General features: G+C 69.1%; 18 protein-coding genes and 1 tRNA gene. 6 read left to right on the top strand and 13 right to left on the bottom strand.

From position 1 onward, the window contains the following. Positions 1-35: 35 nt before the first annotated feature. From HWX39_RS07965 to HWX39_RS07930, 8 genes are all read right to left on the bottom strand, one after another. Positions 36-551 (bottom strand): SRPBCC family protein, encoded by a 516-nt coding sequence (locus HWX39_RS07965; RefSeq protein WP_175966816.1) that lies wholly within the window; start codon positions 549-551, stop codon positions 36-38. Between the two features lie 44 nt (positions 552-595). After that, positions 596-1,228 carry a DUF1571 domain-containing protein gene (locus tag HWX39_RS07960; protein WP_175966814.1) on the bottom strand — a complete coding sequence of 211 codons (633 nt, stop codon included), beginning with the start codon at positions 1,226-1,228 and terminating at the stop codon, positions 596-598. Next, entirely contained in the window at positions 1,225-1,656 is a 432-nt protein-coding gene (locus HWX39_RS07955; RefSeq protein ID WP_175966812.1) for a quinol oxidase, read from the bottom strand. The genes HWX39_RS07960 and HWX39_RS07955 overlap by 4 nt, the downstream gene beginning before the upstream one ends. 28 nt (positions 1,657-1,684) lie before the next feature. Then, positions 1,685-2,467, bottom strand: coding sequence for an anti-sigma factor (locus tag HWX39_RS07950; protein WP_175966810.1), 783 nt, complete (start codon positions 2,465-2,467; stop codon positions 1,685-1,687). Next, positions 2,464-2,979 (bottom strand): sigma-70 family RNA polymerase sigma factor, encoded by a 516-nt coding sequence (locus HWX39_RS07945; RefSeq protein WP_175966808.1) that lies wholly within the window; start codon positions 2,977-2,979, stop codon positions 2,464-2,466. The genes HWX39_RS07950 and HWX39_RS07945 overlap by 4 nt, the downstream gene beginning before the upstream one ends. A gap of 27 nt (positions 2,980-3,006) precedes the next feature. Beyond that, positions 3,007-3,366 carry a hypothetical protein gene (locus HWX39_RS07940; RefSeq protein WP_175966806.1) on the bottom strand — a complete coding sequence of 120 codons (360 nt, stop codon included), beginning with the start codon at positions 3,364-3,366 and terminating at the stop codon, positions 3,007-3,009. A gap of 285 nt (positions 3,367-3,651) precedes the next feature. Next, positions 3,652-5,304 carry a hypothetical protein gene (locus tag HWX39_RS07935; protein ID WP_175966804.1) on the bottom strand — a complete coding sequence of 551 codons (1,653 nt, stop codon included), beginning with the start codon at positions 5,302-5,304 and terminating at the stop codon, positions 3,652-3,654. A 7-nt stretch (positions 5,305-5,311) separates the two neighbouring features. Beyond that, positions 5,312-5,433 (bottom strand) — tRNA-OTHER (locus HWX39_RS07930). Positions 5,434-6,769: 1,336 nt separating this feature from the next. Between HWX39_RS07930 and HWX39_RS07925 the strand changes: the two genes are divergently transcribed. Next, complete coding sequence (locus tag HWX39_RS07925) at positions 6,770-7,048, top strand: hypothetical protein (protein WP_175966802.1); 279 nt, start codon at positions 6,770-6,772, stop codon at positions 7,046-7,048. Positions 7,049-7,445: 397 nt separating this feature from the next. On the opposite strand, the gene HWX39_RS07920 is transcribed toward HWX39_RS07925, so the two are convergent. Continuing rightward, positions 7,446-8,690: an FAD-binding oxidoreductase gene (locus tag HWX39_RS07920; protein WP_175966799.1), complete on the bottom strand. Its 1,245-nt coding sequence runs from the start codon at positions 8,688-8,690 to the stop codon at positions 7,446-7,448. Between the two features lie 67 nt (positions 8,691-8,757). Next, positions 8,758-9,537 (bottom strand): ABC transporter substrate-binding protein, encoded by a 780-nt coding sequence (locus HWX39_RS07915; protein ID WP_175966797.1) that lies wholly within the window; start codon positions 9,535-9,537, stop codon positions 8,758-8,760. Between the two features lie 379 nt (positions 9,538-9,916). On the opposite strand from HWX39_RS07915, the gene HWX39_RS07910 reads away from it, so the two are divergent. The 5 genes from HWX39_RS07910 (at position 9,917) to HWX39_RS07890 (ending at position 15,295) form a co-directional block, all read left to right on the top strand. After that, a complete protein-coding gene (locus HWX39_RS07910; protein WP_175966795.1) occupies positions 9,917-10,891 on the top strand; it encodes an ornithine cyclodeaminase family protein in 975 nt (324 codons plus the stop codon). Continuing rightward, positions 10,888-11,682 (top strand): PAS domain-containing protein, encoded by a 795-nt coding sequence (locus HWX39_RS07905; RefSeq protein WP_175966793.1) that lies wholly within the window; start codon positions 10,888-10,890, stop codon positions 11,680-11,682. Before HWX39_RS07910 ends, HWX39_RS07905 begins: the two co-directional genes overlap by 4 nt. Before the next feature lie 199 nt (positions 11,683-11,881). Then, a complete protein-coding gene (locus tag HWX39_RS07900) occupies positions 11,882-12,613 on the top strand; it encodes a DsbA family oxidoreductase (protein WP_175966791.1) in 732 nt (243 codons plus the stop codon). A gap of 136 nt (positions 12,614-12,749) precedes the next feature. Then, positions 12,750-14,189 carry a DHA2 family efflux MFS transporter permease subunit gene (locus tag HWX39_RS07895; protein WP_175966788.1) on the top strand — a complete coding sequence of 480 codons (1,440 nt, stop codon included), beginning with the start codon at positions 12,750-12,752 and terminating at the stop codon, positions 14,187-14,189. Positions 14,190-14,506: 317 nt separating this feature from the next. Beyond that, complete coding sequence (locus HWX39_RS07890) at positions 14,507-15,295, top strand: sulfite exporter TauE/SafE family protein (RefSeq protein ID WP_175966786.1); 789 nt, start codon at positions 14,507-14,509, stop codon at positions 15,293-15,295. Between the two features lie 157 nt (positions 15,296-15,452). Here the strand turns inward: HWX39_RS07890 and HWX39_RS07885 are convergent, their stop codons facing one another. From HWX39_RS07885 to HWX39_RS07875, 3 genes are all read right to left on the bottom strand, one after another. Beyond that, positions 15,453-17,288 (bottom strand): peptidase S1, encoded by a 1,836-nt coding sequence (locus HWX39_RS07885; protein ID WP_175966784.1) that lies wholly within the window; start codon positions 17,286-17,288, stop codon positions 15,453-15,455. Positions 17,289-17,900: 612 nt separating this feature from the next. After that, the gene (locus HWX39_RS07880; RefSeq protein WP_175966781.1) at positions 17,901-19,991 is read right to left on the bottom strand and encodes a D-(-)-3-hydroxybutyrate oligomer hydrolase; all 2,091 of its coding nucleotides are present in this window, start codon (positions 19,989-19,991) and stop codon (positions 17,901-17,903) included. 136 nt (positions 19,992-20,127) lie between these two features. Beyond that, positions 20,128-20,487, bottom strand: coding sequence for a BON domain-containing protein (locus HWX39_RS07875; protein ID WP_175966779.1), 360 nt, complete (start codon positions 20,485-20,487; stop codon positions 20,128-20,130). Positions 20,488-20,890 lie beyond the last annotated feature (403 nt).

Below are 20,890 nucleotides of genomic sequence, written 5' to 3'. Positions count from 1 at the left end.
CGCCGCTACGCGCTGTTACTCGCGTTCACACGCGTTCAGGCATCGGCACAGCCCGCATCCGACAACGGCCGGAACGTCCGGCCCTCCGTCTCGACCGCCGCGCCCAGCAGCCGCGCGAGCCCCTTCGCGCCTGCACGCATCACGACATCGTGGTTCCATCGGAACAGCGGGCGACCGAACGGCTCCAGCCGGTTCATCCAGCGCGCGTGCGTGCGGATGTGCCAGTCGTAGCGCACGATCGTACGTGCGCCGTCGGCAACGAACGACCAGCATCCGTCACCCTCGATCGCGCCGCTCGCGCGGCCTTCGAGCGCATGCGGCGGCTCGACGCGTCGCACGCGCATGTCGAAGGTCAGCCGGTACGGCAGCGCCCCCTTCCACGTGTACCGGTGCAGCGCGCCGACGCCGCGCGCATCGCCCGGCTCGATCTCGACGGTACTCACGGCGCCCTTCCACCAGTCGGGCCAGCGGTCGACCTGGTAGATCGCGTCCCACACCACCGCGAGCGGCGCGTCCACGCGCCAGATCGTCGAGAACCGGTATTCCGCCATGCAGCCTCCGGCATGCCCGTCAGGGGCATGAGTCAGCGCACCGTTCAGGGCGCGAAGAAGCGATCGGGAAACGCGACGTCGATCTCGATATCGTCGAGCGTCACGGTTTCGAGCGGCACGTCGTCATCGTCCGCGAAGCTGACGACCTTCAGCGGAAAGCCGTCCTCGGTGTCCAGCCACAGCCGGTAGCGATGCACGCCGTCGACCGCATACGCAGGCCCGCCCGTGACCGACACGCGCAGCGCGGTCCGGCCGCCGACGGCCTCCTCGCCTTCGGTCACCGTCGTGCCGCCTTCCTGCAGCGCATGGACGTTGCGCAGCAGTTCGCCGACGTCCGACCGGTCGACCCGGTGGCCGCTGCGGTCGCGCACGAGCGGATTGGACGGCGACAGCGTCAGCGCGGGCGGCGCATGCGCGCCGAACGGGCGCAGCCGCACCTTGCCGTCGCCGGGATCGTACGCGAGCACCGCGCCGTGATGCGGCGACACGAAATCCATCCGGACGAAGCCCGGTTTCAGGTACGCGTAACGGATTTCCGTCCGTTCGCCGCTGCGCGCGGACGAGCGGATCGTCGCGCGGTACGAGCGGACGTGATCGAAATGCGCCTGCGCGACGGTCACGGGATCGGCGGTCATGCTCGCTCCTATCAGGCTCGCGGCCAGCAACGCGGCGATCACGGCGCCGCCTCGACATCGAGCACGCCTTCCATCCCGCGCTCGCGATGGCTCCTGAAAAACAGCAGCCGATGCGTGCAATAGTAGGCGAACCGGCCCGGCCGCGCCGGCGTGAAGCGAAACGTCTTCGGCGTCGTGCCGAGCTCGATGTACACCGCGATGCCGGCCTGCGGCGCATCGATTTCGAAGCTGTGCGGCACCAGGCCGGGCTCGGCCGACACGGTCAGCTCGACCGGCACGTGCGCATGCACGATCACGTGGTTCGGCCGGAAGAAATAGCTGCCGCCGACGATCGCCACCCGTTGCACGCCGTCGGCGTCGACGGGCACGCGCACCGGCGCGTCGCCGTCCGCCCGCGCAAGCGCGATGCGTGAGACGAGCGCCGCGAGCACCAGCATCGTCACGATCCCTTTCGTCATCGTCGTCTTCATCGCCTGCTCCGTCCCGGCGCCGCGCGCATCACCCCTGCCACGCGTCGGTCGGGCCGCCGAGCGCGCCGCACGCGTCGATCGCGAGTTCGCGCAGGCGCCGTTCGTCGCCCCGGCCGGACAACGCGTAGCCCATCCCGCGATCGGACCAGAAATACGTGTAGCGGCCGCCGGCCGACATCGCCTGCGGCGCGAGGCGCCGTGCGTCGTAGGCCGTCATGTACAGCGTCACGCGCGCGCCGTCCGCGCGCTGGTACATGAGTTGCGCGGCCGGCCCCGCTTCGCCGGGAAGCAGCCGGCCGCCGAGCAGTTCGTAGCCGTATTCGTCGAACGACGGCGCGCGCACGGGTCGCCCGAGACGCGCGGACAGCCACGCGACGAGACGTTCGGGGTCGCCCGCACCGACCTCGACCGGATGTTCGCGGTCGGCCACGTACGTCGCATACGCGACATCCGCGCGCGCGGCGAACCCCGGTTCGCGGTCGAACGCCACCCAGCCCGCATGCAGCGCGACGCCGATCAGCAGCCCGGCCGCGAGCCCCGCGAACGCATAGGCGATCCCGCGCCGGCGCGGCGCACGGCGCTGCACGAACAGCGCGGGCGCGGCGCCCGGCAGCGGGAACAGCGCCTGCAGGGCATCGCGCTGCGTCCGGTAATGCGCGAATCGTTCGGCTTCCTCCGGATCGGCCAGCACGCGCTCGAGCACCTCGCGGCGCTCGTGCCCGGACAGCTCGCCGTCCAGCAACGCGGACAGCAGTTGCGCCGACGCGTCGTCGTCCCGCTCGTTCGAAGGCTTGTGCGGATCGTCCATCATGTCTTCCCGATCACCCGTAACGCGGCCGTGCCGTGCGCCGACGGCGCTTCCGACAGCAGCGCGCGCATCTGCCCACGCGCCCGTGCGAGCCGCGACATCACCGTTCCCACCGGGACGCCGAGCACCTCCGCGGCATCGCGATAGCTCAACTCCTCGAGCGCGACCAGCAGCAGCACCTCGCGCTGTTCGACCGGCAGCCGGTACAGCGCGCGCTGCACGTCGCGCAGCATCAGGCCGCCGATTTCGCCGGCCGGCGCGGCCATCGTCTGCCACGGCGCCGTCGCATCGTCGACCGCGATCTCGCGTCGCGCGCGCAACTGGTCGATGAAGCGGTGCCGCAGCAGCGTCAGCAGCCATGCGCGCAGGTTGCCGCTCTCGCGCGGCGGGCGGTTCAGCGCACGCTCGAGCGTGTCCTGCACGAGATCGTCAGCCCAGGCCCGGTCGCCCGTCAGCGCGCGTGCATAGCGCGTGAGATGCGGCAACCACACCAGCAGATCCGATTCGTAGCTCATCAGGATGCCTCGCGCACCGCCGTGCGGTCAGGGACGCGCGACGTGCCACATGCCGCCGATCCCGTCGCCGCCCGTGTCGCCGGGCTTGCGATCCAGCTTCCAGCGATACAGCGGGCGCCCGCGGTACGCCCATTGCTTGCTGCCGTCGTCGCGCGCGACGAAACTCAGCACGCCCGTCGCCTCGTCGTACGCATCGGCGAGCGCGGGCGGCCAGCTGGCCGCGCACGCGCGGTCGCACGCGCTCTTGCCGGGCGCGTCGCGATCGAACACGTACAGTGTCATGTGCGCTTCGTCGACGAGTTTCCCGCCGCCGGCCCGGGGCGGTTCCGCAGCGGCCGGCCGCACGATTGCCACCGTCAGCGCGGCGGCGGCGAGTATCCGTTTCATGCCCTTTCTCCTTGGCACGGCATCGCAACACGGCGGCACCGGCCGGGACGATCGGCGTCGTCTCGACCATTATCCTGCCGGCCGGCGCTGCCGGGATTCGGTATGTAAACGGACGGGGGCGACCGGTTATTCCACGCCGGCCGATGAGCGTCGGCAGCGGCCATTCATGCGACGAAAGAAACGGCACACCAAAAAGACAACGCGGCATGACATTCCTGTCATGCCGCGTTGCGCGATCCGTTGCACACGGCGGCCAATCCGGCGCCGCCGTGCGCGTCCGGCCGGTTACTTCGGCAGTGCGCCCGTCAGCGACTGGAGCAGCGACGACACCGGTGCGAGCGGGTTGCCCGGCGCGCTGTTGCCCGAGTGCGGCGTGACCGACAGGCTCGGCGCGGAGCCGAGTGCCGTGCCCACCGTCGTGCCGACCGCGTTGACGACCGTCGCCGTCGCGTTGGCGCCCGTCGTCAGCAGCGAGCCGACTGCACCCGCCGTGCCGCCGGCCGCGTTCGCGCCCGAGCCGAGCAGGCTGCCGCCCGCCGCCGCCGTCGAACCGGCCGCGCCCGACAGCGCGCCGGCCGCCTGCCCGAGGGCCACCGGACCATTCGCGAGTGCACCCGTCACCGAACCGAGTGCGCCGGTCAGTGCGCCGGCCGGGTTGCTGCCGCCCGTCAGGCCGCTCACGAGGTTCGTGATCGGTGCGATCGGGTTGTTGCCCGCTGCGCCCGACAACGTGCCGACGACCTGGTTCACGACGCCTTGCACCGGTGCCAGCGGGTTCGAGCCGCCAAGGTTGCCGAGCGTACCGACAACCTGGGTCACGACGCCCTGCACCGGCGCCAGCGGGTTCGAGCCGCCGAGGTTGCCGAGTGCGCCCACGACGGAGCCGACCGCATTGCCCAGTGCGTTCGTGGCCGTGCCGACCGCGTTGCTGTTGCCGAGCGTGCCGACGACCTGGTTCACGACGCCTTGCACCGGCGCCAGCGGGTTCGAGCCGCCAAGGTTGCCGAGTGCGCCCGTCACCGAGCCGAGTGCGCCGGTCAGCGCGCCGGCTGCGTTGCCGCCCGTCGGCAGCGCGTTCTGCAGGCCGTTGACGAGGTTCGTGATCGGCGTGATCGGGCTGCCGCCACCGGCGCCGGACAGCGTGCCGACCACCTGGTTCACGACGCCTTGCACCGGCGCCAACGGATTCGAGCCGCCGAGTGCCCCGGTCACCGAGTTCAGCGCGTTCGTCAGCCCACCGGCCGGATCGTTGCCGAGCGTGCCCGCGAGTTGCGTGACGACACCTTGCACCGGTGCGAGCGGGCTCCCCGCGCCGCCGACGTTGCCGAGCGTGCCCGTGATCGTGTTGACTGCATTGCTGAGCGCGCCGGCCGGGTTGCCGCTGCCGAGCGTACCCGTGACCTGGTCGACGACGTTCTGGATCGGCGCCAGCGGGTTCGAGCCACCGCCGATGCCGCCCAGTGCGCCCGTTACCGTGCCGAGTGCGCCGGTCAGTGCACCAGCCGGATTGCCGCCGCCGAGCGCACCCGTGACCTGGTTCACGACGCCTTGGAGCGGCGCCAGCGGGTTCGAGCCGCCACCGATGCCGCCCAGTGCGCCCGTCACCGTGCCGAGTGCGCCGGTCAGTGCGCCGGCCGGATTGCCACCACCGAGTGCGCCCGTGACCTGATTCACGACGCCTTGGACCGGCGCCAGCGGGTTCGAGCCGCCGCCGATGCCGCCAAGCGCACCCGTTACCGTGCCGAGTGCACCCGTCAACGCGCCAGCCGGATTACCACTACCAAGCGCGCCCGTCACTTGATTGACGACGCCTTGGACCGGCGCCAGCGGGTTCGAACCGCCGCCGATACCGCCCAGTGCGCCCGTCACCGTGCCCAGTGCGCCGGTCAGTGCGCCGGCCGGATTGCCACCACCGAGCGCGCCCGTGACCTGATTCACGACGCCTTGGACCGGCGCCAGCGGATTCGAACCGCCGCCGATGCCGCCCAGCGCACCCGTTGCGGTACCGAGTGCATTGCTTAGCGTACCGGTTGCCGTGTTCAGCGCGCCAGTCAGCGCACCCGCCGGATTGCCGCCGCTGAGGGCACCCGTCACTTGGTTCACGACGCCCTGCACCGGCGCCAGCGGATCGGCGCCGCCACCGATAGCGCCCAATGCGCCCAGCGCCCCCGTTACGTTTCCGATCGCACCAGTCACCGTGCCTGCCGGATTGCCCGCACCGAGTTCACCCGCCACCGTACCGAGTGCGCCCGTCAATGCACTAGCCGGGTTGCCGTTGTTGAGGGCCGTCGTGACTTGATTGACGACGCCTTGAACCGCCCCCAGCGGGTACGAACCACCGCCGATACCGCCCAGTGCGCCCGTCACCGTGCCGAGTGCGCCGGTCAACGCACTCGCCGGGTTGCCACTACCAAGCGCACCCGTCACTTGATTAACGACACCTTGTACCGGCGCCAGCGGGTTCGACCCACCACCGATACCGCCCAGAGCGCCCGTCACCGTGCCGAGTGCGCCGGTCAGAGCACCCGCCGGATTGCCGCCACCGAGCGCACCCGTCACTTGATTAACGACACCTTGTACCGGCGCCAGCGGATTCGAACCGCCGCCGATGCCGCCCAGAGCGCCCGTCACCGTGCCGAGTGCGCCGGTCAGAGCACCCGCCGGATTGCCGCCACCGAGCGCACCCGTCACTTGATTAACGACACCTTGTACCGGCGCCAGCGGGTTCGACCCACCACCGATGCCGCCCAGAGCGCCCGTCACCGTGCCGAGTGCGCCGGTCAGAGCACCCGCCGGGTTGCCGCCACCAAGCGCACCCGTCACTTGATTGACGACACCTTGTACCGGCGCCAGTGGGTTCGACCCGCCACCGATGCCTCCCAGAGCGCCCGTCACCGTGCCGAGTGCACCAGTCAGTGCGCCTGCCGGGTTACCGCCACCAAGCGCACCCGTCACTTGATTGACGACACCTTGTACCGGCGCCAGCGGGTTCGACCCGCCACCGATGCCGCCCAGAGCGCCCGTCACCGTGCCGAGTGCGCCGTTCAGAGCACCCGCCGGATTGCCGCCACCGAGCGCACCCGTCACTTGATTGACGACGCCTTGAACCGGCGCCAGCGGGTTCGACCCGCCGCCGACATTACCCAGTGCCCCCGTTACCGTGCCAACCGCATTGCTCAGCGTCCCCGTCGCCGTATTCAGCGCCCCGGTCAACGCACCCGCCGCGTTGCCGCCGCTCAACGCGCCCGTCACCTGATTCAGCACGCCCTGGACCGGCGCGAGCGGCTGAACCGTGCCGCCGCCACCGCCGAGTGCGCCCGTCACCGCCCCCACTGCGCCCGACAGTACCTGGCCGGGATCGCCCAGCGACGTCTGGATCGCGCCCGCCCCGCCTGCCGCCACGGTGACCGAGCCCAGCGGCGACGTACCCGTCGCGACCAACCCGACCGACACGCTGTTCGTCGGCGGGTTGACGATCACTTGCGGAATCGGCAGCGAATCAAGTGCCCCCGCCATCGCGGAACCCGAAGCCAGCACCCCGAACACCGTCGCGACCGACAGCGCCACACCCGTCAATTTCAGATTGTGTCCCATCTTTATTTTCCCCATCTCGGTTGGCACAACGTTGATAAAGCATGGGGACGGATTGCACGAAGTGTGCCAATTCCAAAAGCAGGATTGATTCGTCTGCTTATTTACAGGCAATAACGCTTTTTTAATCGATTTCAGACGAAATACACGGCCCAACCGCTGCAATCATCTGACGAAAAAACGCCGACGGAACGCGGATGTAACGTAACGTTTGCGAGCCCCGCAGTAACGTGTTCCGGTACATTCCGCGTAACACCGGAACACCCGCCACGACGGCATACCGCACCGTCATCAGCGGCCGCCCATTACGCATTTCAGCAATATGAAAATGCATTGATAAATCGCCGATTTGCTTATTTTCTTTATTTCGCGATTATCTTTCCCGCCGATTACGCAGATCATTTCCGATCGCGCGATTTCCGGTAATTCGGATGGCAGATTGAAACATTGTGAACACCGGCGCGCGTGACGCAGCGCGCGCCGCCGGATCAGCCGAAGCGCGCGGGCCGGTACGGACGGGGATCGATATAGGTCGGCGCGCCCGTCATCAATTCGGCGAGCAGGCGTCCGGTTGCGGGGCCGAGCGTGAGCCCGTGATGACAATGGCCGAATGCGAACCACAGGTGGCGATGGCGAGGCGCGGGCCCGATCACCGGGCGCATGTCGGGCGTGCACGGCCGCATCCCGAGCCACGGCTCGGGATCGAGCCGCTCGCCGATGCCGAACGCAGCGCGCGCCAGCGGCTCGGCGCGCGCGAGCTGCACGCCGGTCGGCGGTGCGCCGCGCAGCGCGATCTCGACGCCGGTCGTGAGCCGCAGGCGGCCGCCTTCCATCGGCGCGACGACGAAACCTGCCTCGGTATCGCACACGGGCACGTTCAACGGCGCGCGCGTCGGCCGGTAATGCATGTGGTAGCCGCGCTTCGCGCGCAGCGGAATCCGGTAGCCGAGCGGCGCGAAGACGTGATCGGACCACGGCCCGAGCGCAACCACGGCCGAGCGCGCCGAAATCGGCCCGTGTTCGGTGCCGACCTGCCAGCCGCCATCCACCTGCACGAGCGTCCTGGCATCGCCCAGCGCGAACCTGCCGCCATCGCGCTCGAACAGCCGCGCGTAGGCCTTGGTCAGCCCGCCCGGGCTCGACACGGTCTTCGGGTCCTGCCAGTGGAATGCGCCGCAAAACGCGTCACTGATGCCGGGCTCGCGCGCCCGCAACGCATGGGCGTCGAGCACAGTCATTCGCAGCCCGTGCGCGTCGGCCACGCGCCGCTGCACACGGGTTTCCGCATCGAACAGCGCGGGCGAACGGAACGCCTCGATCCACCCGCCGTCGTGCACGAGCGGCTGGGCATCGGTGCGCGCGAGCAGCGCATCGTGTTCCACGACGCTCGCCGCGACGAGCGGCAGCAGGTCGCGCGCGGCGGCCGCGAGCCGCTGCGGCGACGATTCGCGCCAGAAGCGCGCGAGCCAGCCCGCGTAGGCGGGCAGCGCGCGGTAGTCCCAGTAGAGATCGACCGAGCGGTTGCGCGCATAGCGCAGCAGCGTGCCGAGCCGGCGTGGAAACGCGTACGGCACGACCGACGAGCGCTCGATCAGCCCCGCATTGCCGTGGCTCGTTTCCTCGCCGGGCGCGCGCCGGTCGACGAGCGCGACGCGCAGCCCGCGATCCTGCAGATGCAGCGCCGACGACACGCCGACGATGCCGGCCCCCAGAACGATGACGTCGAAATCCATGGTTCCCCGTACTGCGTCGAGATTCGATGCGACACGCGCCGGCGCGGCGGCCGGCGCGCGGCGGTGATTACTTCGCGACTATGTCGCGCTTGAAGTACTTCTGCGACAGCGCGCTGAGCGTGCCGTCCTTCTTCAGCGCGTCGAGCGCGCCGACGATCCTCGCCTGCAGCGCCTTGTCGTTCTTGCGCATCCCGAAGCCCGTGCCCTCGCCGAGCGTCGCCGGATCCTTCAGCGGCTCGCCGACGATCTGGTAGTCGCGGCCGGCCGGCTTGTCGAGGAAACCGTCCTGCGCGGTCTGCGCTTCCTGCACGGCCGCGTCGAGGCGACCCGCGACGAGATCGGCGTAGATCTGGTCCTGATCCTGGTACGACACGACGGCCACGCCCGCATCGGCCCAGTGCGCCTTCAGGAAATCCTCCTGCGACGAGCCCTGCAGCACGCCGACGTGCTTGCCGCGCAGGCTCGCGACGTCGGGCCGCAGCGGCGAGCCGTGCTTCGCGATCATCACGATCGGCACCACGTAGATCGCCGGCGTGAAGTCGATGCTCTGCCGGCGCTTCGACGTGATGTTCATCGCCGAGTTGATCGCGTCGAACTTGCGCGCCTGCAGCGCCGGGATCAGGCCGTCGAACGCATTCTCGACCCACACGCATTTCATGTTCAGCTTCGCGCACACCGCGTTGCCGATGTCGACGTCGAAACCCTGCAACTGGCCGGCCGGCGTCTTGCTCTCGAACGGCGGATAGGCGGCTTCGATCCCGAAGCGCAACGTGGTCTGTTCCGCATGGGCCGTGACGGCCGCGCAGGCAAGCGCCGCAACGGCGCAAAGGGAGAGCTTCCAGTTCATGACGGTCCTTCCGTTCCGGATTGAGGCGATGAAGATCGGCACACGACGGCCCCGGCCGCGCGCCGGATCGGCATTCGAAGCAGGCGGCCGCCACACGGCGACGCGTCGTGTCCTGCACGCAAAATATAGACTCAAAGTCTACTATAGACTATATGGGATACGCGAATCACGCCCCGATTCGCGACGTCCAGAATTCGCCGCACACCCTAAACACCTTTGATTTAACGGTATTTTTTTCAAACCGTGCGACGACACGAAATCTCGAAAAGAAAAATCACCCCGATTTCATTTGTCTATATTAGACTTTTCGTCCATCACGAACACCGCCGGACGCCGTCGATCGAGACTGTCCTGTCCGGCCCCGACCGGAGATGTCGCCATGACGCAAACCGCCCCGACCCTGCCGCTGACCGTCGACGAAGCCGCGGTACGCGCGGCCCTGCCGTCGCTCGACGTGCTCGGCACGCTGCGCAGCATGTTCGCGTCGCTCGCCGCGGCGCGCGCGGTGCAGCCGCCGCAAACGCTCACGCTGTTTCCCGACCAGGCCGGCGACTTCATCACGTATCTCGGCGCGCTCGCCGACGCGCAGGTGTTCGGCGCGAAGCTGTCGCCGTATGTCGTGACGGGCGGCAAGCCCGACGGGAGACCGATCGTCACCGCGTGGACCGCGCTGATGTCGATGCGCACGGGGCAGCCGCTGATGTGGTGCGACGCGGGCCTGCTGACCGTCGAGCGCACGGCCGGCACGACCGCACTCGCGGTCGACTGCCTCGCGCCGCGCGACGCGCGCCGTCTCGCGATCGTCGGTGCGGGCGCGGTCGGCCTCGCGCACCTGCGGCACACGGCGGGATTGCGCGACTGGGAGACGATCCGCGTGTACTCGCCCGCGCTCGCCGGCGACGCGGCGCAACAGGCGGCGCTCGCGCAGCGCGATCCGCGCGCACGGGCCGCGGCGAGCGTCGAAGCCTGCGTGCGCGACGCGGACGTCGTGATGCTGTGCACGTCGTCGGGCACGCCCGTGCTCGGCGACGGGATGCTCACGCGCCCCGCGCTCGTCACGTCGATCAGCACGAACGTCGCGCGCGCACACGAGATCCCGCCCGCGTGGCTGCCCGACATGGACGTGTACTGCGACTACCGGCACACGACGCCCGCGAGCGCCGGCGAGATGCAGATCGCCGCGGCCGAGCACGGCTGGAACCCCGCGCGGATCGCCGGCGACCTGCCCGCGCTCGTCGCCGGCACCTGTCCGGCTCCGTCGTACGCGCGTCACGCCTTCTTCCGCTCGATCGGCCTCGGGCTCGAGGACATTGCGATCGCGCACGCGCTGTACACGCACCTGACGCGCGCATGAGCGTCACGCGCGCGCGGGGCCGATACAATGGCGCAACCGCCGCGGCGGCCGCGCGCGGGCGCACGGGCATGCCGGCCAACGGTGCGCCGGCGCGCCGGCCCGATGCGCTGCCCGGCCCCCGCCCACCCGAGATGGCGAACCCGATGCGCAAGAAGAAATCCCCCGTCAAAGACCTGCTGCTCACCCGCTATGCGCCGATCGCCGACGGTATCGCCGCGCTGTTCTTCCCGTACGCGGAAGTCGTGATCCACGACCTGCACGACCAGACCGTGCTGTATCTCGCGAACAACCTGTCGAAGCGCGAGGTCGGCGACGATTCCGCGCTCGAGGAAATCGATCATTCCGCGCGCGAGCGCGTGATCGGCCCGTACGAGAAACTGAACTGGGACGGGCGGCGGATGCGTTGCGTGAGCAACGTGCTGTTCGACGACGAAGGCCGCCCGGCCGGGATGATGTGCATCAACTTCAACATCGCGGTGTTCGACGAGGTGCGCGCGACGCTCGACCTGTTCATCAAGGGCGCGGGCGTCGTCGCGCAGCCGGACGAGTTGTTCCGCGACGACTGGCAGGAGCGCATCAACACGTTCCTGCACGGCTGGCTGCGCGAGCGGCAGGTCGGGCTGAACGGGCTCACGCGCGAGCACCGGCGCGAGCTCGTCGAAGCGCTTTACGCGGAGGGCGCGTTCCGGGGCAAGAGCGCGGCGAACTACGTCGCGAACGTGCTCGGGATGGGCCGCGCGACCGTCTACAAGCACCTCAAGCACCTGAAGGAAACGCAAGGCGACGCGTAAGCGAAACGCGCCGCGGGCCAATTCGCCGGAGCCCGCGGCGACTTCCGGCATCGGCAATCGCTATCGGGACGCCGCCGCCGTGTCGATGCTTCGCGATACGCCGGGCGCCGGTTTTGCAGGGCCGCCCGGCCAAGACGAAGCGCCGAAGCACAAAATGATATAGTCCCGGTTACACTTTTTTTGCTGCCCGGAATCGCCCATGACGACCGCTCCCGCCCCAACTGCCCGCCCGACCCTCACCGTCGAAATCTGGTCCGACCTGATCTGCCCGTGGTGCTGGATCGGCAAGCGCCGCTTCGACGAGGCGCTCGCCGCGTTCGCGCACGCCGACCGCGTCGACGTCGCGCTGCGCGCGTACCGGCTGATGCCCGGCCAGCCGGTCGAGCCGGTCGAGGCGATGCTCGCCGGCAAGTACCGGATGGCGCCCGCGCAGGTCGACCAGATGCTGCGCCAGGTGACCGATGCGGCCGCGAGCGTCGGGCTGCACTACGACCTGCCCGGCACGCTCGTCGGCGATACGCTCGACGGCCACCGGCTCGTGAAGCTCGCGGAAGCGACGGGCCGCGCGCACGCACTGACCGAGCGGCTGTACCGCGCGTATTTCTGCGAGCATGGCTCGCTGTTCGATCACGCCGAGCTGACCGAATTCGCGGTCGAAGCGGGGCTCGAGCGCTCGGCCGTCGAAGCCGTGCTGCGCAGTGACCTGTACCGCGACGAAGTCGAAGCCGACGCCGCGCGCGCCGCGCAGATCGGCGGCCGTGGCGTGCCGCTGTTCGTGTTCGGCGGCCGCTACGCGGTGTCGGGCGCACAGCCGGCCGATGCGTTCGCGCAGGCGCTCGACCAGGCCTGGCGCGACGGCATCGTCGAACTCGACGGCGACGACGCGGCCGCCTGCGGCCCAGACGGCTGCGAACTGCCGGCGCGCTCGTAACGCCCGTCGCATCCATCGCGCGCGTGCCGACCGCACGCGCGACTCCGCTTCGCTACTGCCACAAACCGGCAGGAAACCCGCGCGGACGAGGTCTACAATGCATCCCTTCGAATCACCATCGGAAGGCTGCAAGCCCATGACCCACGGGATTCATGGCGAGAAGCGCTGGTACGCGCTGATCGTCCTCTGCCTCGGCGTGCTGATGATCGTGCTCGACAGCACGATCGTGAACGTGGCGCTGCCGTCGATCAGCACCGACCTCCACTTCACCGAAACGGCCCTCGTATGGGTCGTCAATGCGTACCTGCTGACGTTCGGCGGCTGCCTGCTGCTCGGCGGCCGGCTCGGCGACCTGTACGGCCAGCGGCGCATGTTCCTCGCGGGCCTCGTCGTCTTCACGCTCGCGTCGCTCGCATGCGGCCTCGCGCCGTCGCAGACGATGCTGATCGCCGCGCGCGCGGTGCAGGGGCTCGGCGGCGCGGTCGTATCGGCCGTTTCGCTGTCGCTGATCATGAATCTCTTCACGGAGCCCGGCGAGCGCGCCCGCGCGATGGGCGTGTACGGCTTCGTCTGCGCGGGCGGCGGCAGCATCGGCGTGCTGCTCGGCGGCCTGCTGACGAGTTCGCTGTCGTGGCACTGGATCTTCCTTGTCAACCTGCCGATCGGCATCGCGGTCTATGCGATGTGCGTCGCGCTGCTGCCGCGCGTGCGCGCGCCGGCCGGCCCCGCGCGGCTCGACGTCGCGGGCGCGGTCACCGTGACTGCGTCGCTGATGCTGGCCGTCTACGGGATCGTCGGCGGCAACGAAGCCGGCTGGCTGTCGACGCAGACCGTCGTGCTGATCGGCGCGGCCGTCGCGTTGCTCGCGCTGTTCATCGCGATCGAGGCGCGCGCCGCGCATCCGCTGATGCCGCTCTCGCTGTTCGCCTCGCGCAACGTCGCGCTCGCGAACGCGATCGCCGTGCTGTGGGCGGCCGCGATGTTCGCGTGGTTCTTCCTGTCCGCGCTTTACATGCAGCGTGTGCTCGGCTACGGGCCGTTGCAGGTCGGCCTCGCGTTCCTGCCGGCAAACCTGATCATGGCCGCGTTCTCGCTCGGGCTGTCCGCGCGGATCGTGATGCGCTTCGGGATCCGCGGTCCGATCGCGGCCGGCCTGCTGATCGCGGCCTGCGGCCTCGCGCTGTTCTCGCGTGCCCCGGCGGACGGCGGCTTCGTCTGGCACGTGCTGCCCGGCATGACGCTGCTCGGCATCGGTGCGGGTATCGCGTTCAACCCGGTGCTGCTCGCCGCGATGAACGATGTCGATCCGGCCGATTCCGGGCTCGCGTCGGGGATCGTCAACACCGCGTTCATGATGGGTGGCGCGCTCGGCCTCGCCGTGCTCGCGAGCCTCGCGGCCGCCCGCACCAACGCGCTCGCGGCAGCGCACGCCGCGCCGCTCGACGCACTGAACGGCGGCTACCATGCGGCCTTCGCGTTCGGCGCGGCGTTCGCCGCCGCGGCCGCGCTGATCGGCCTCGCGCTGCGCATCCGGCGGCTGGATGCGGTTGAGCGCGTCGGCCCCGCGATGCACTGACCGGCAGCCGGCGGCGTCCACCGCCACGGTCGAACCGGGGCGCGCACCGTCGCGCCCTTTTTTACGCGTGCCGGGCCGGCACGCACGCCCGTTCCATCAGGCGTTTCGGACCGATCGCCGCGAGAAGGCCGGCCACCCCGCTCCGCTGCGCTCAAACGCCTGTTTTACTGCGGGCCGGTTGCCCGCCGCACGGGCCTTCGCGACCGATTTTTAACGCAGTCGTACATCCACCCGCCACATTTGCGACAATGGCGGACTTTGACGCGCGCGCAGCGGCCGCGCGCCGCCGCCGAACGCCGCATAACCGCCTGCTCCCGATGTCGCTTCCCCATATCGATCTGCTGTACTCGTTGTCCGGCCTGTTCGTCGGCATCCTCGTCGGCCTGACGGGCGTTGGCGGTGGTTCGTTGATGACGCCGATCCTCGTGCTGCTGTTCGGCGTCCACCCCGCAACGGCGGTCGGTACCGACCTGCTGTACGCGGCCGCGACCAAGGCCACCGGCACGCTCGTCCACGGCCTGAAGGGTTCGATCGACTGGCGCATCACGGGCCGGCTCGCGGCGGGCAGCGTCCCGGCCGCGGCCGTCACGCTGTGGTGGCTGCATACGCACGGGATGAACGCGCCGGGCACCGCGCGCATGATCCAGCTCGTGCTCGGCGTCGCGCTGCTGCTCACGTCGCTCGCGCTGATCTTCCGGCCGCAGCTCGCCGCGTTCGCCGCGCGCAACCCGCTCGCACCGAGCCCCGCGCGCACGCTGTGGTCGACCGTGCTGACGGGCGCCGTACTCGGCGTGCTCGTGTCGATGACGTCGGTCGGCGCCGGCGCGATCGGCGTGACCGTGCTCCTGCTGCTGTATCCGGCGCTCGCGACCACCCGCATCGTCGGCTCCGACATCGCGCACGCGGTGCCGCTCACGCTCGTCGCGGGCATGGGTCACTGGCTGCTCGGCTCGGTCGACTGGTCGATGCTGCTGTCGCTGCTGCTCGGCTCGCTGCCCGGCATCGTGATCGGCAGCCTGTTGTCGGCGCGCGCGCCCGAGCGGCTGCTGCGCAACCTGCTCGCCGCGACGCTCGTCGCGGTCGGCATCCGGCTCGTGCTCGCGTAACACGCGGCGCGAACGCCGCGCCCTCGACGGTTTGACGCCATTTCGCTGCCGGCGCATGACGCGGCGGTCCATCGCCCGCCATCCATGAAAACAGCCCGACCGGCCTGCGCCGATCGGGCTGTCGTTCATCCGGGGCGGCGCAAGCCACCCACGTCGCTTACTGCCCCTGCTGCTGCAACTTCTGCTGCTTGAGCTGCTGCGTGCGCATTTGCAGCTTCAGCACGCGCTGCAGCGCGGTGCGGTTGGCCAGGATGCCGTCGTAGAAGTTGGCGAGATCGCCCTTCAGCGCGGTCCGCGACGCGTCGTTCAGGTAGATCATGTGGCCCGACGGGTAGTTCTTGATCGTCAGGTTCTGCGCCTTGAGCGTCGGGTCGAGCGGCATCTGCGCGAGCGTCAGCTCCGTCTGGTGGAACGGCGTGACGGCGTCGAAATAGCCGTTTGCCGACAGCACCTTCAGGTCCGGGTTCACGCTCATCGTCGACGCCAGGTCACCGGCCGTGTACAGCGTATTGCCGCCGCCCTTGTTCGCGCCGGTCGGATCCGTGTGGCTGAAGTCCCAGTTGTTGAAGACCTGATCGTTCAGGTCCACGAACGACGACGTCGACGTGTACTTGAGGTCGGTGTTGATGTAGCTGTTCCACAGCACCGTGTACGCGCCGCCGACGTTCGTGATCGACGGATCGTTGCTGCCCGAGTTCGGCAGGATGTACGGCGCGATGCCCTTGCCCGTGAAGTTCGCGCGACCGTCGTACTGGCCGATCTGCGTACCCGGCACGAGCGTCAGGAAGAACGTGTACGGCGGGTTGTCGTCCGACGACGGCACGTTGCCGAGCGCCGCCGGGTTGCCGAAGGTCTGGATCAGCGACGTCGGATCCGTGCCGATGTACGAACCCATCTGCTGCGCGGTCTGCAGGTTCAGGTTCAGACGGACGTTCACGAAGCCGCCGTCCTGCGGGTTCGGCTTCTGCGCCAGCGGCGCGAGCGTGTTGTCCGCGTAATTGCGGGCCTGGACCATGTACGCGTCGAGATCGGTCGGCGTCGGGTTGAGCGTGGTCTTCTTCCAGTAGAACGCATCGGCCGCGAGCGTCGGGAACGTGCCCGGCGCGGACAGCGCATTCGCGTAGTCGAGGATCGACGACTGCAGCGTGATGCCGTTCAGGTCGATGCCGTCCTCATGCAGCACCCACGACACGACCGCGCTGCGCGCGGTGCCGTACGACTCGCCGTACAGGAACTTCGGCGAATTCCAGCGCGAGTACTTGGTCAGGTAGCGCTGGATGAAGCGGTCGATCGAGCGGGCGTCCTGGTCGGTGCCCCAGAAGTCCTTGTTCTTCGCCGGGGCGATCGCCGCCGAGTAACCGGTGCCGACCGGGTTGATGAACACGAGGTCGGTGCGGTCGAGCAGGCTGTCCGGGTTGTCGAGCAGCTTGTACGGCGCGGGCGGCGTGAAGTTCGGGAACGACGACTGCAGGCGCTTCGGCCCGTACGAGCCGAGCAGCAGGTAGACCGACGACGAGCCGGGGCCGCCGTTGTAGAAGAACGTGACCGGGCGCGGCTTCGACGGGTCCGGATTGTCCTGCGTGTACGCGACGTAGAACATCTTCGCGTTCGGCGCCGACGTGGTCGGGTCGATCGTCGTCAGGTGGCCCGTGGTGGCCGTGTACTTGATGGTCTTGCCGCCGATCGTGACCGTACGGTGCACGACGGCTGCCCCTTCCGTGGCATCCGTGACCGCGTCGTTCGGCCCGGTGCCGTACACGTCGTTGTCGACGTACGGCTGGTCGGCCGCTGCGGCCGTGGTACTGGTGTTGGCCGACGTGTTGGTGCCGGCCGACGTCGCGGCCGCGGCGGCGGCCGAAGCGGCGGGGCTCGACCCGTCGTCGCCGCCGCACCCCGTGACGAGCAGCGCTGCGGCCGCGGCGGCGGCGAGCGGCACGCTCAGTGTCGTTCCGAATAGCGCGAAACCGTCTTTCAAGGACTTCCGTGTCGTCATTATTGCCTCTCGAACAGAACGATAAATACCGCCGGCCGCAAAGGATCATTTGCGCCGACGCTCCGCACCAGGAATGCATTCGTTATGCGACGCACTCCGAGTTTTTTACCGGATCGGCGAATACCGATCGGCATGATTTACCCCACCCATATTTTTGCGACTGCACAATGGAATCAATTCCATTGCGAACGACAATTCAATAATCCGCAGCCGGGCGAATTCATCGCGCGAATTTGCATCCGCACAAAATCGACGGCAAAAACATGCCCCGCCAGGCCGGCCCGACCGGGCCGCCTCGCTTCGAACAGACGAACAATCCCCCTCGGCGAGATGCCGATTAATCACAAAACGACGATCAATCGCGACTCGAGCCGATTTAATAAAATCGAAAGGATCGATTAACTAAACGGAAAGGAATATCTCGTATATGGAATTTATTAAATTAAGTGAAAATACCGGCGCATATTAGGGTTCTGATTTACCGCCGTAAAGTAATAATTTGTTACGGCGCTCGCCATTCGGAAAAAAGGCGGCACGGGACCGATTCCACGACACCCAAAAGAAAAAGCCGGACGGCGGTCCGGCTTCGTGACGGCGGCGCGGCGGGTGCCGTCAGAGCGGCACGTCGATCGCGCCGGCGCCGACGGTGATCGCGTTCGCGCCCGGCGCGGCCGAGATCGACGGCAGGTTCGCGCTCGTCAGCGCGGGCGCGGCGCCCGGCGTGCCGCCGCGCGGCACCGTTCGGATCACCTGCGACGGCGGCAACGGCGCGCCGTTCTTCAGGTGCTTCCACATCAGGTTCAGCGCCTGCAGGTTGTAGTAGTGAACCGGCACGAAGCGCGTGTCGAAGCCCGGCACCGGCAGGAACGCGTCGAAGTGCTGGCCGTTCGTCACCTCGTAGAACACGAGCTGGCTGCGGCTGCCTTCGCTGATGCCGTTCTGCGCGACGTACGCGCGCGAGGCGTGGTTCACGGGCACGAGTGCGTCGCTGCGGCCCTGCACGATGATCGCCGGCTTGCCCTGCAGGTTCGCGTTCACGCGCACCGCATCGACGTTCGCGGGCATTCCGAGTATCCCGTTCGTCCAGAGCTGGCGCAGGCACAGCGCACCCGCAAAGCTCGCATCCGGCGTCGCGAGCCGGTGGTCGACGCCCGCGCCCGTGTTGAACACGAGGTCGATGCCGGCCGTCGGGGGCACGCCGTTGCCGACGCCGAACACGGCCGGCATCGGCGACGTGGCGGGCGCGGCCACGGCACCCGTCGCCGGGTTCGTCGTCGCGAAGCTGAAATTGCACAGGTTGTCGGTCACGCGCGAGCGCGTGTACGCATTCGCATAGGTCACCGCGATCGCCGGAATCGCCTGCGAATCCCACATCGGCGCCTGCAGCAGGTCGGAATCGGCGAGGTAGCCGGCCGCGTGAAGCTGCGCAAGCGCGTCGGCGGCCTGGCTTTGCGTATCGGCGCCCGACACGAGCCCGGCCGCGGCGAGCGTCGCGCAGCGCTGGGTGCGGATCGACTGCGTGGTCGCCGCCGGCAGCGCACTCAGGTACGGCGCGCCGGCGAGCGACGCCGATGCCGCCGCGCACGGCTCCAGCAGGTTCGCGAGCGTCGCGTAGTCGGCCAGCGGCCGGCCGAACGACGGCACCGGCTGGCCGCCCGAGCGCACGACCGCGTTCGGCGCCATCCGCACGTTGATCTGCGGCTCGCCAACCACGACCGCGGTGATCCAGCCGCGGTTGTCCTGCTCGGCCGCCGCGAGCGACGCGCCGCCGCCGTTGCTGACCGACGCGGCGATCGTCGTGATGTCGCCCGCGCGATAGCGCACGCCATGATGCGAGCCGTCGATCAGCGGTCCGAACTGCTCGTTGAGCGCCCAGTACGCGAACTCGACCGACTGCAGCGTCACGCGCCCCCAGTCCTGCTCGGGATTCTGCTGCGAATGCGCGTGCTTGAACGCATAGCGGTTCGGGAAGCGGGCATTGAACGTGGCGAGATCGCCGCTGGTGACGTTCGCGGTGAACAGGCTCGTGGTGCCGGCCAGCACCGCGTTGGCGAGCGTGCCGTCGATCAGCGTGATGGTGTCCGACATGAGTTCGTGCGCGCCGTTGCCGCCGCCCTTGTCGTTGTAGGCGACCGCGCAGCCGCGCTTGAGCGCCCATTCGCCGGCCGCGGAAATCGCACCGTACACGCCGCGCGAGCCGGACGACGTCGCGGTGACGATGCACGGCTGCGCGGGATTGAAGCTGGCGGGTACCTGCACGAGCAGCGTGACGTTCTTGCTGCCGCTGCCATCGTCGGAGTACGCGAGATATTCGGTGCCGGGGATCTTGCCTTCGCCGAGCGTGTCGTTGCCGTCGAGGTCGACGTTCGGCCCCCAGAAGCGACCGTAGCCGCCATTCGCGCTCATGTCGACGAGCGCGCGGTAGTTCGACCAGATCGCGAGGCGGCGCAGCTCGGCGCTCGTCGGCCGGGCGGCATTCGCAAAGCCGGGGGCGCTCGCCGAGCCGAGGCCCGTCTTGCCGAGGCCGGCCGTCAGCAGGTCGTCGCTCGCGCCGTCATAGGCCGTCGTGCGCACGTTGCCGGACACGAAGCCGGGCAACCGGTTGCGCTCGGCCGACTCGTCGCCGTTGCAGGCGCCGAGTATCGCGACCGCGGCCAGCGCCGCGCCGAAAACCATCCGCCTGCCCCACCCGAGCCTCGTCATCGCCGCCCTCTCGATATCGTTATCGGTCCGCCACCGCTTTATGCGGCATGCGGCCTCTCAAGCGCAAACGGGCCCCGGCGTACCGGGGCCCGCCTGAAAACGGGCGCATGCGGCGCTCACGCGCCGCTGCCCGGCATCACTGCTGCTGAACCGTCAGCTTGTTCGTGACCGACGTCACGCCCTTCACGCCCTTGGCTGCCTCTTCGGCCTTGTCGATCTGATCCTGGGCCGGCATCGTGCCTTCCAGCGTGATCGCGCCACCCTTCGAGCGCACCACAAGGTTCGACACGTTCACGCCGGGTTCCTTCGAAATCGCCTTGCGCACCGCGTAGCCGAGCTTGCGGTTCGCCTTCTTCGCGGTTTTCGCGGCGGCCTTCGGCGCGCTGGCCGCGGGCGCTTCCATTGCGGCGGCATCGCTCGACTGCGCATACACGCTGCCCGACAGACAGGCCGCCACGGCGGCGACGCCCAACGCTCTCAACACGATCGACTTCATGCTATCTCCTTATCACTCCGGAACGGCCGTGCACAGTACGGCCGATTACCCCCAAAAGCAGCCGGCCCGCGCGCGAACGGGCGGGACAGCCGGTGTTTTCCACGGCGATACGAGAGAGGCAAGACGGGCTGGCGGCCGGCGCACGCGAAAGCGGGCCGGCCGCGCCGGACAGCCGCCGGCCGGACGCGCCCGGTCTGCTTGCGTGCCGGGTCGCGCGCAAATCGGGCGCGGCTGCGTCGCACAATGTAATCCAGCGCCCGCGGAAGCGCAAAGATTTTGACGCGGGGCTGCCCACCGCTGTCGCCGCGGGGCCGCGCCGGGCTGCCCCACTCGCGCACGCACGGCGAAACCGGGTACCATCGCCGCGAGCATCGGCATCGTCCATGACAACCGTCCGGCCGTC

Origin of the sequence: Burkholderia sp. BCC0322 (genome assembly GCF_902833045.1) — a bacterium.
Classification (GTDB): domain Bacteria; phylum Pseudomonadota; class Gammaproteobacteria; order Burkholderiales; family Burkholderiaceae; genus Burkholderia.
Note: the sequence above shows the minus strand (reverse complement) of the source record. Positions and strands in the feature narration are given on the sequence as shown.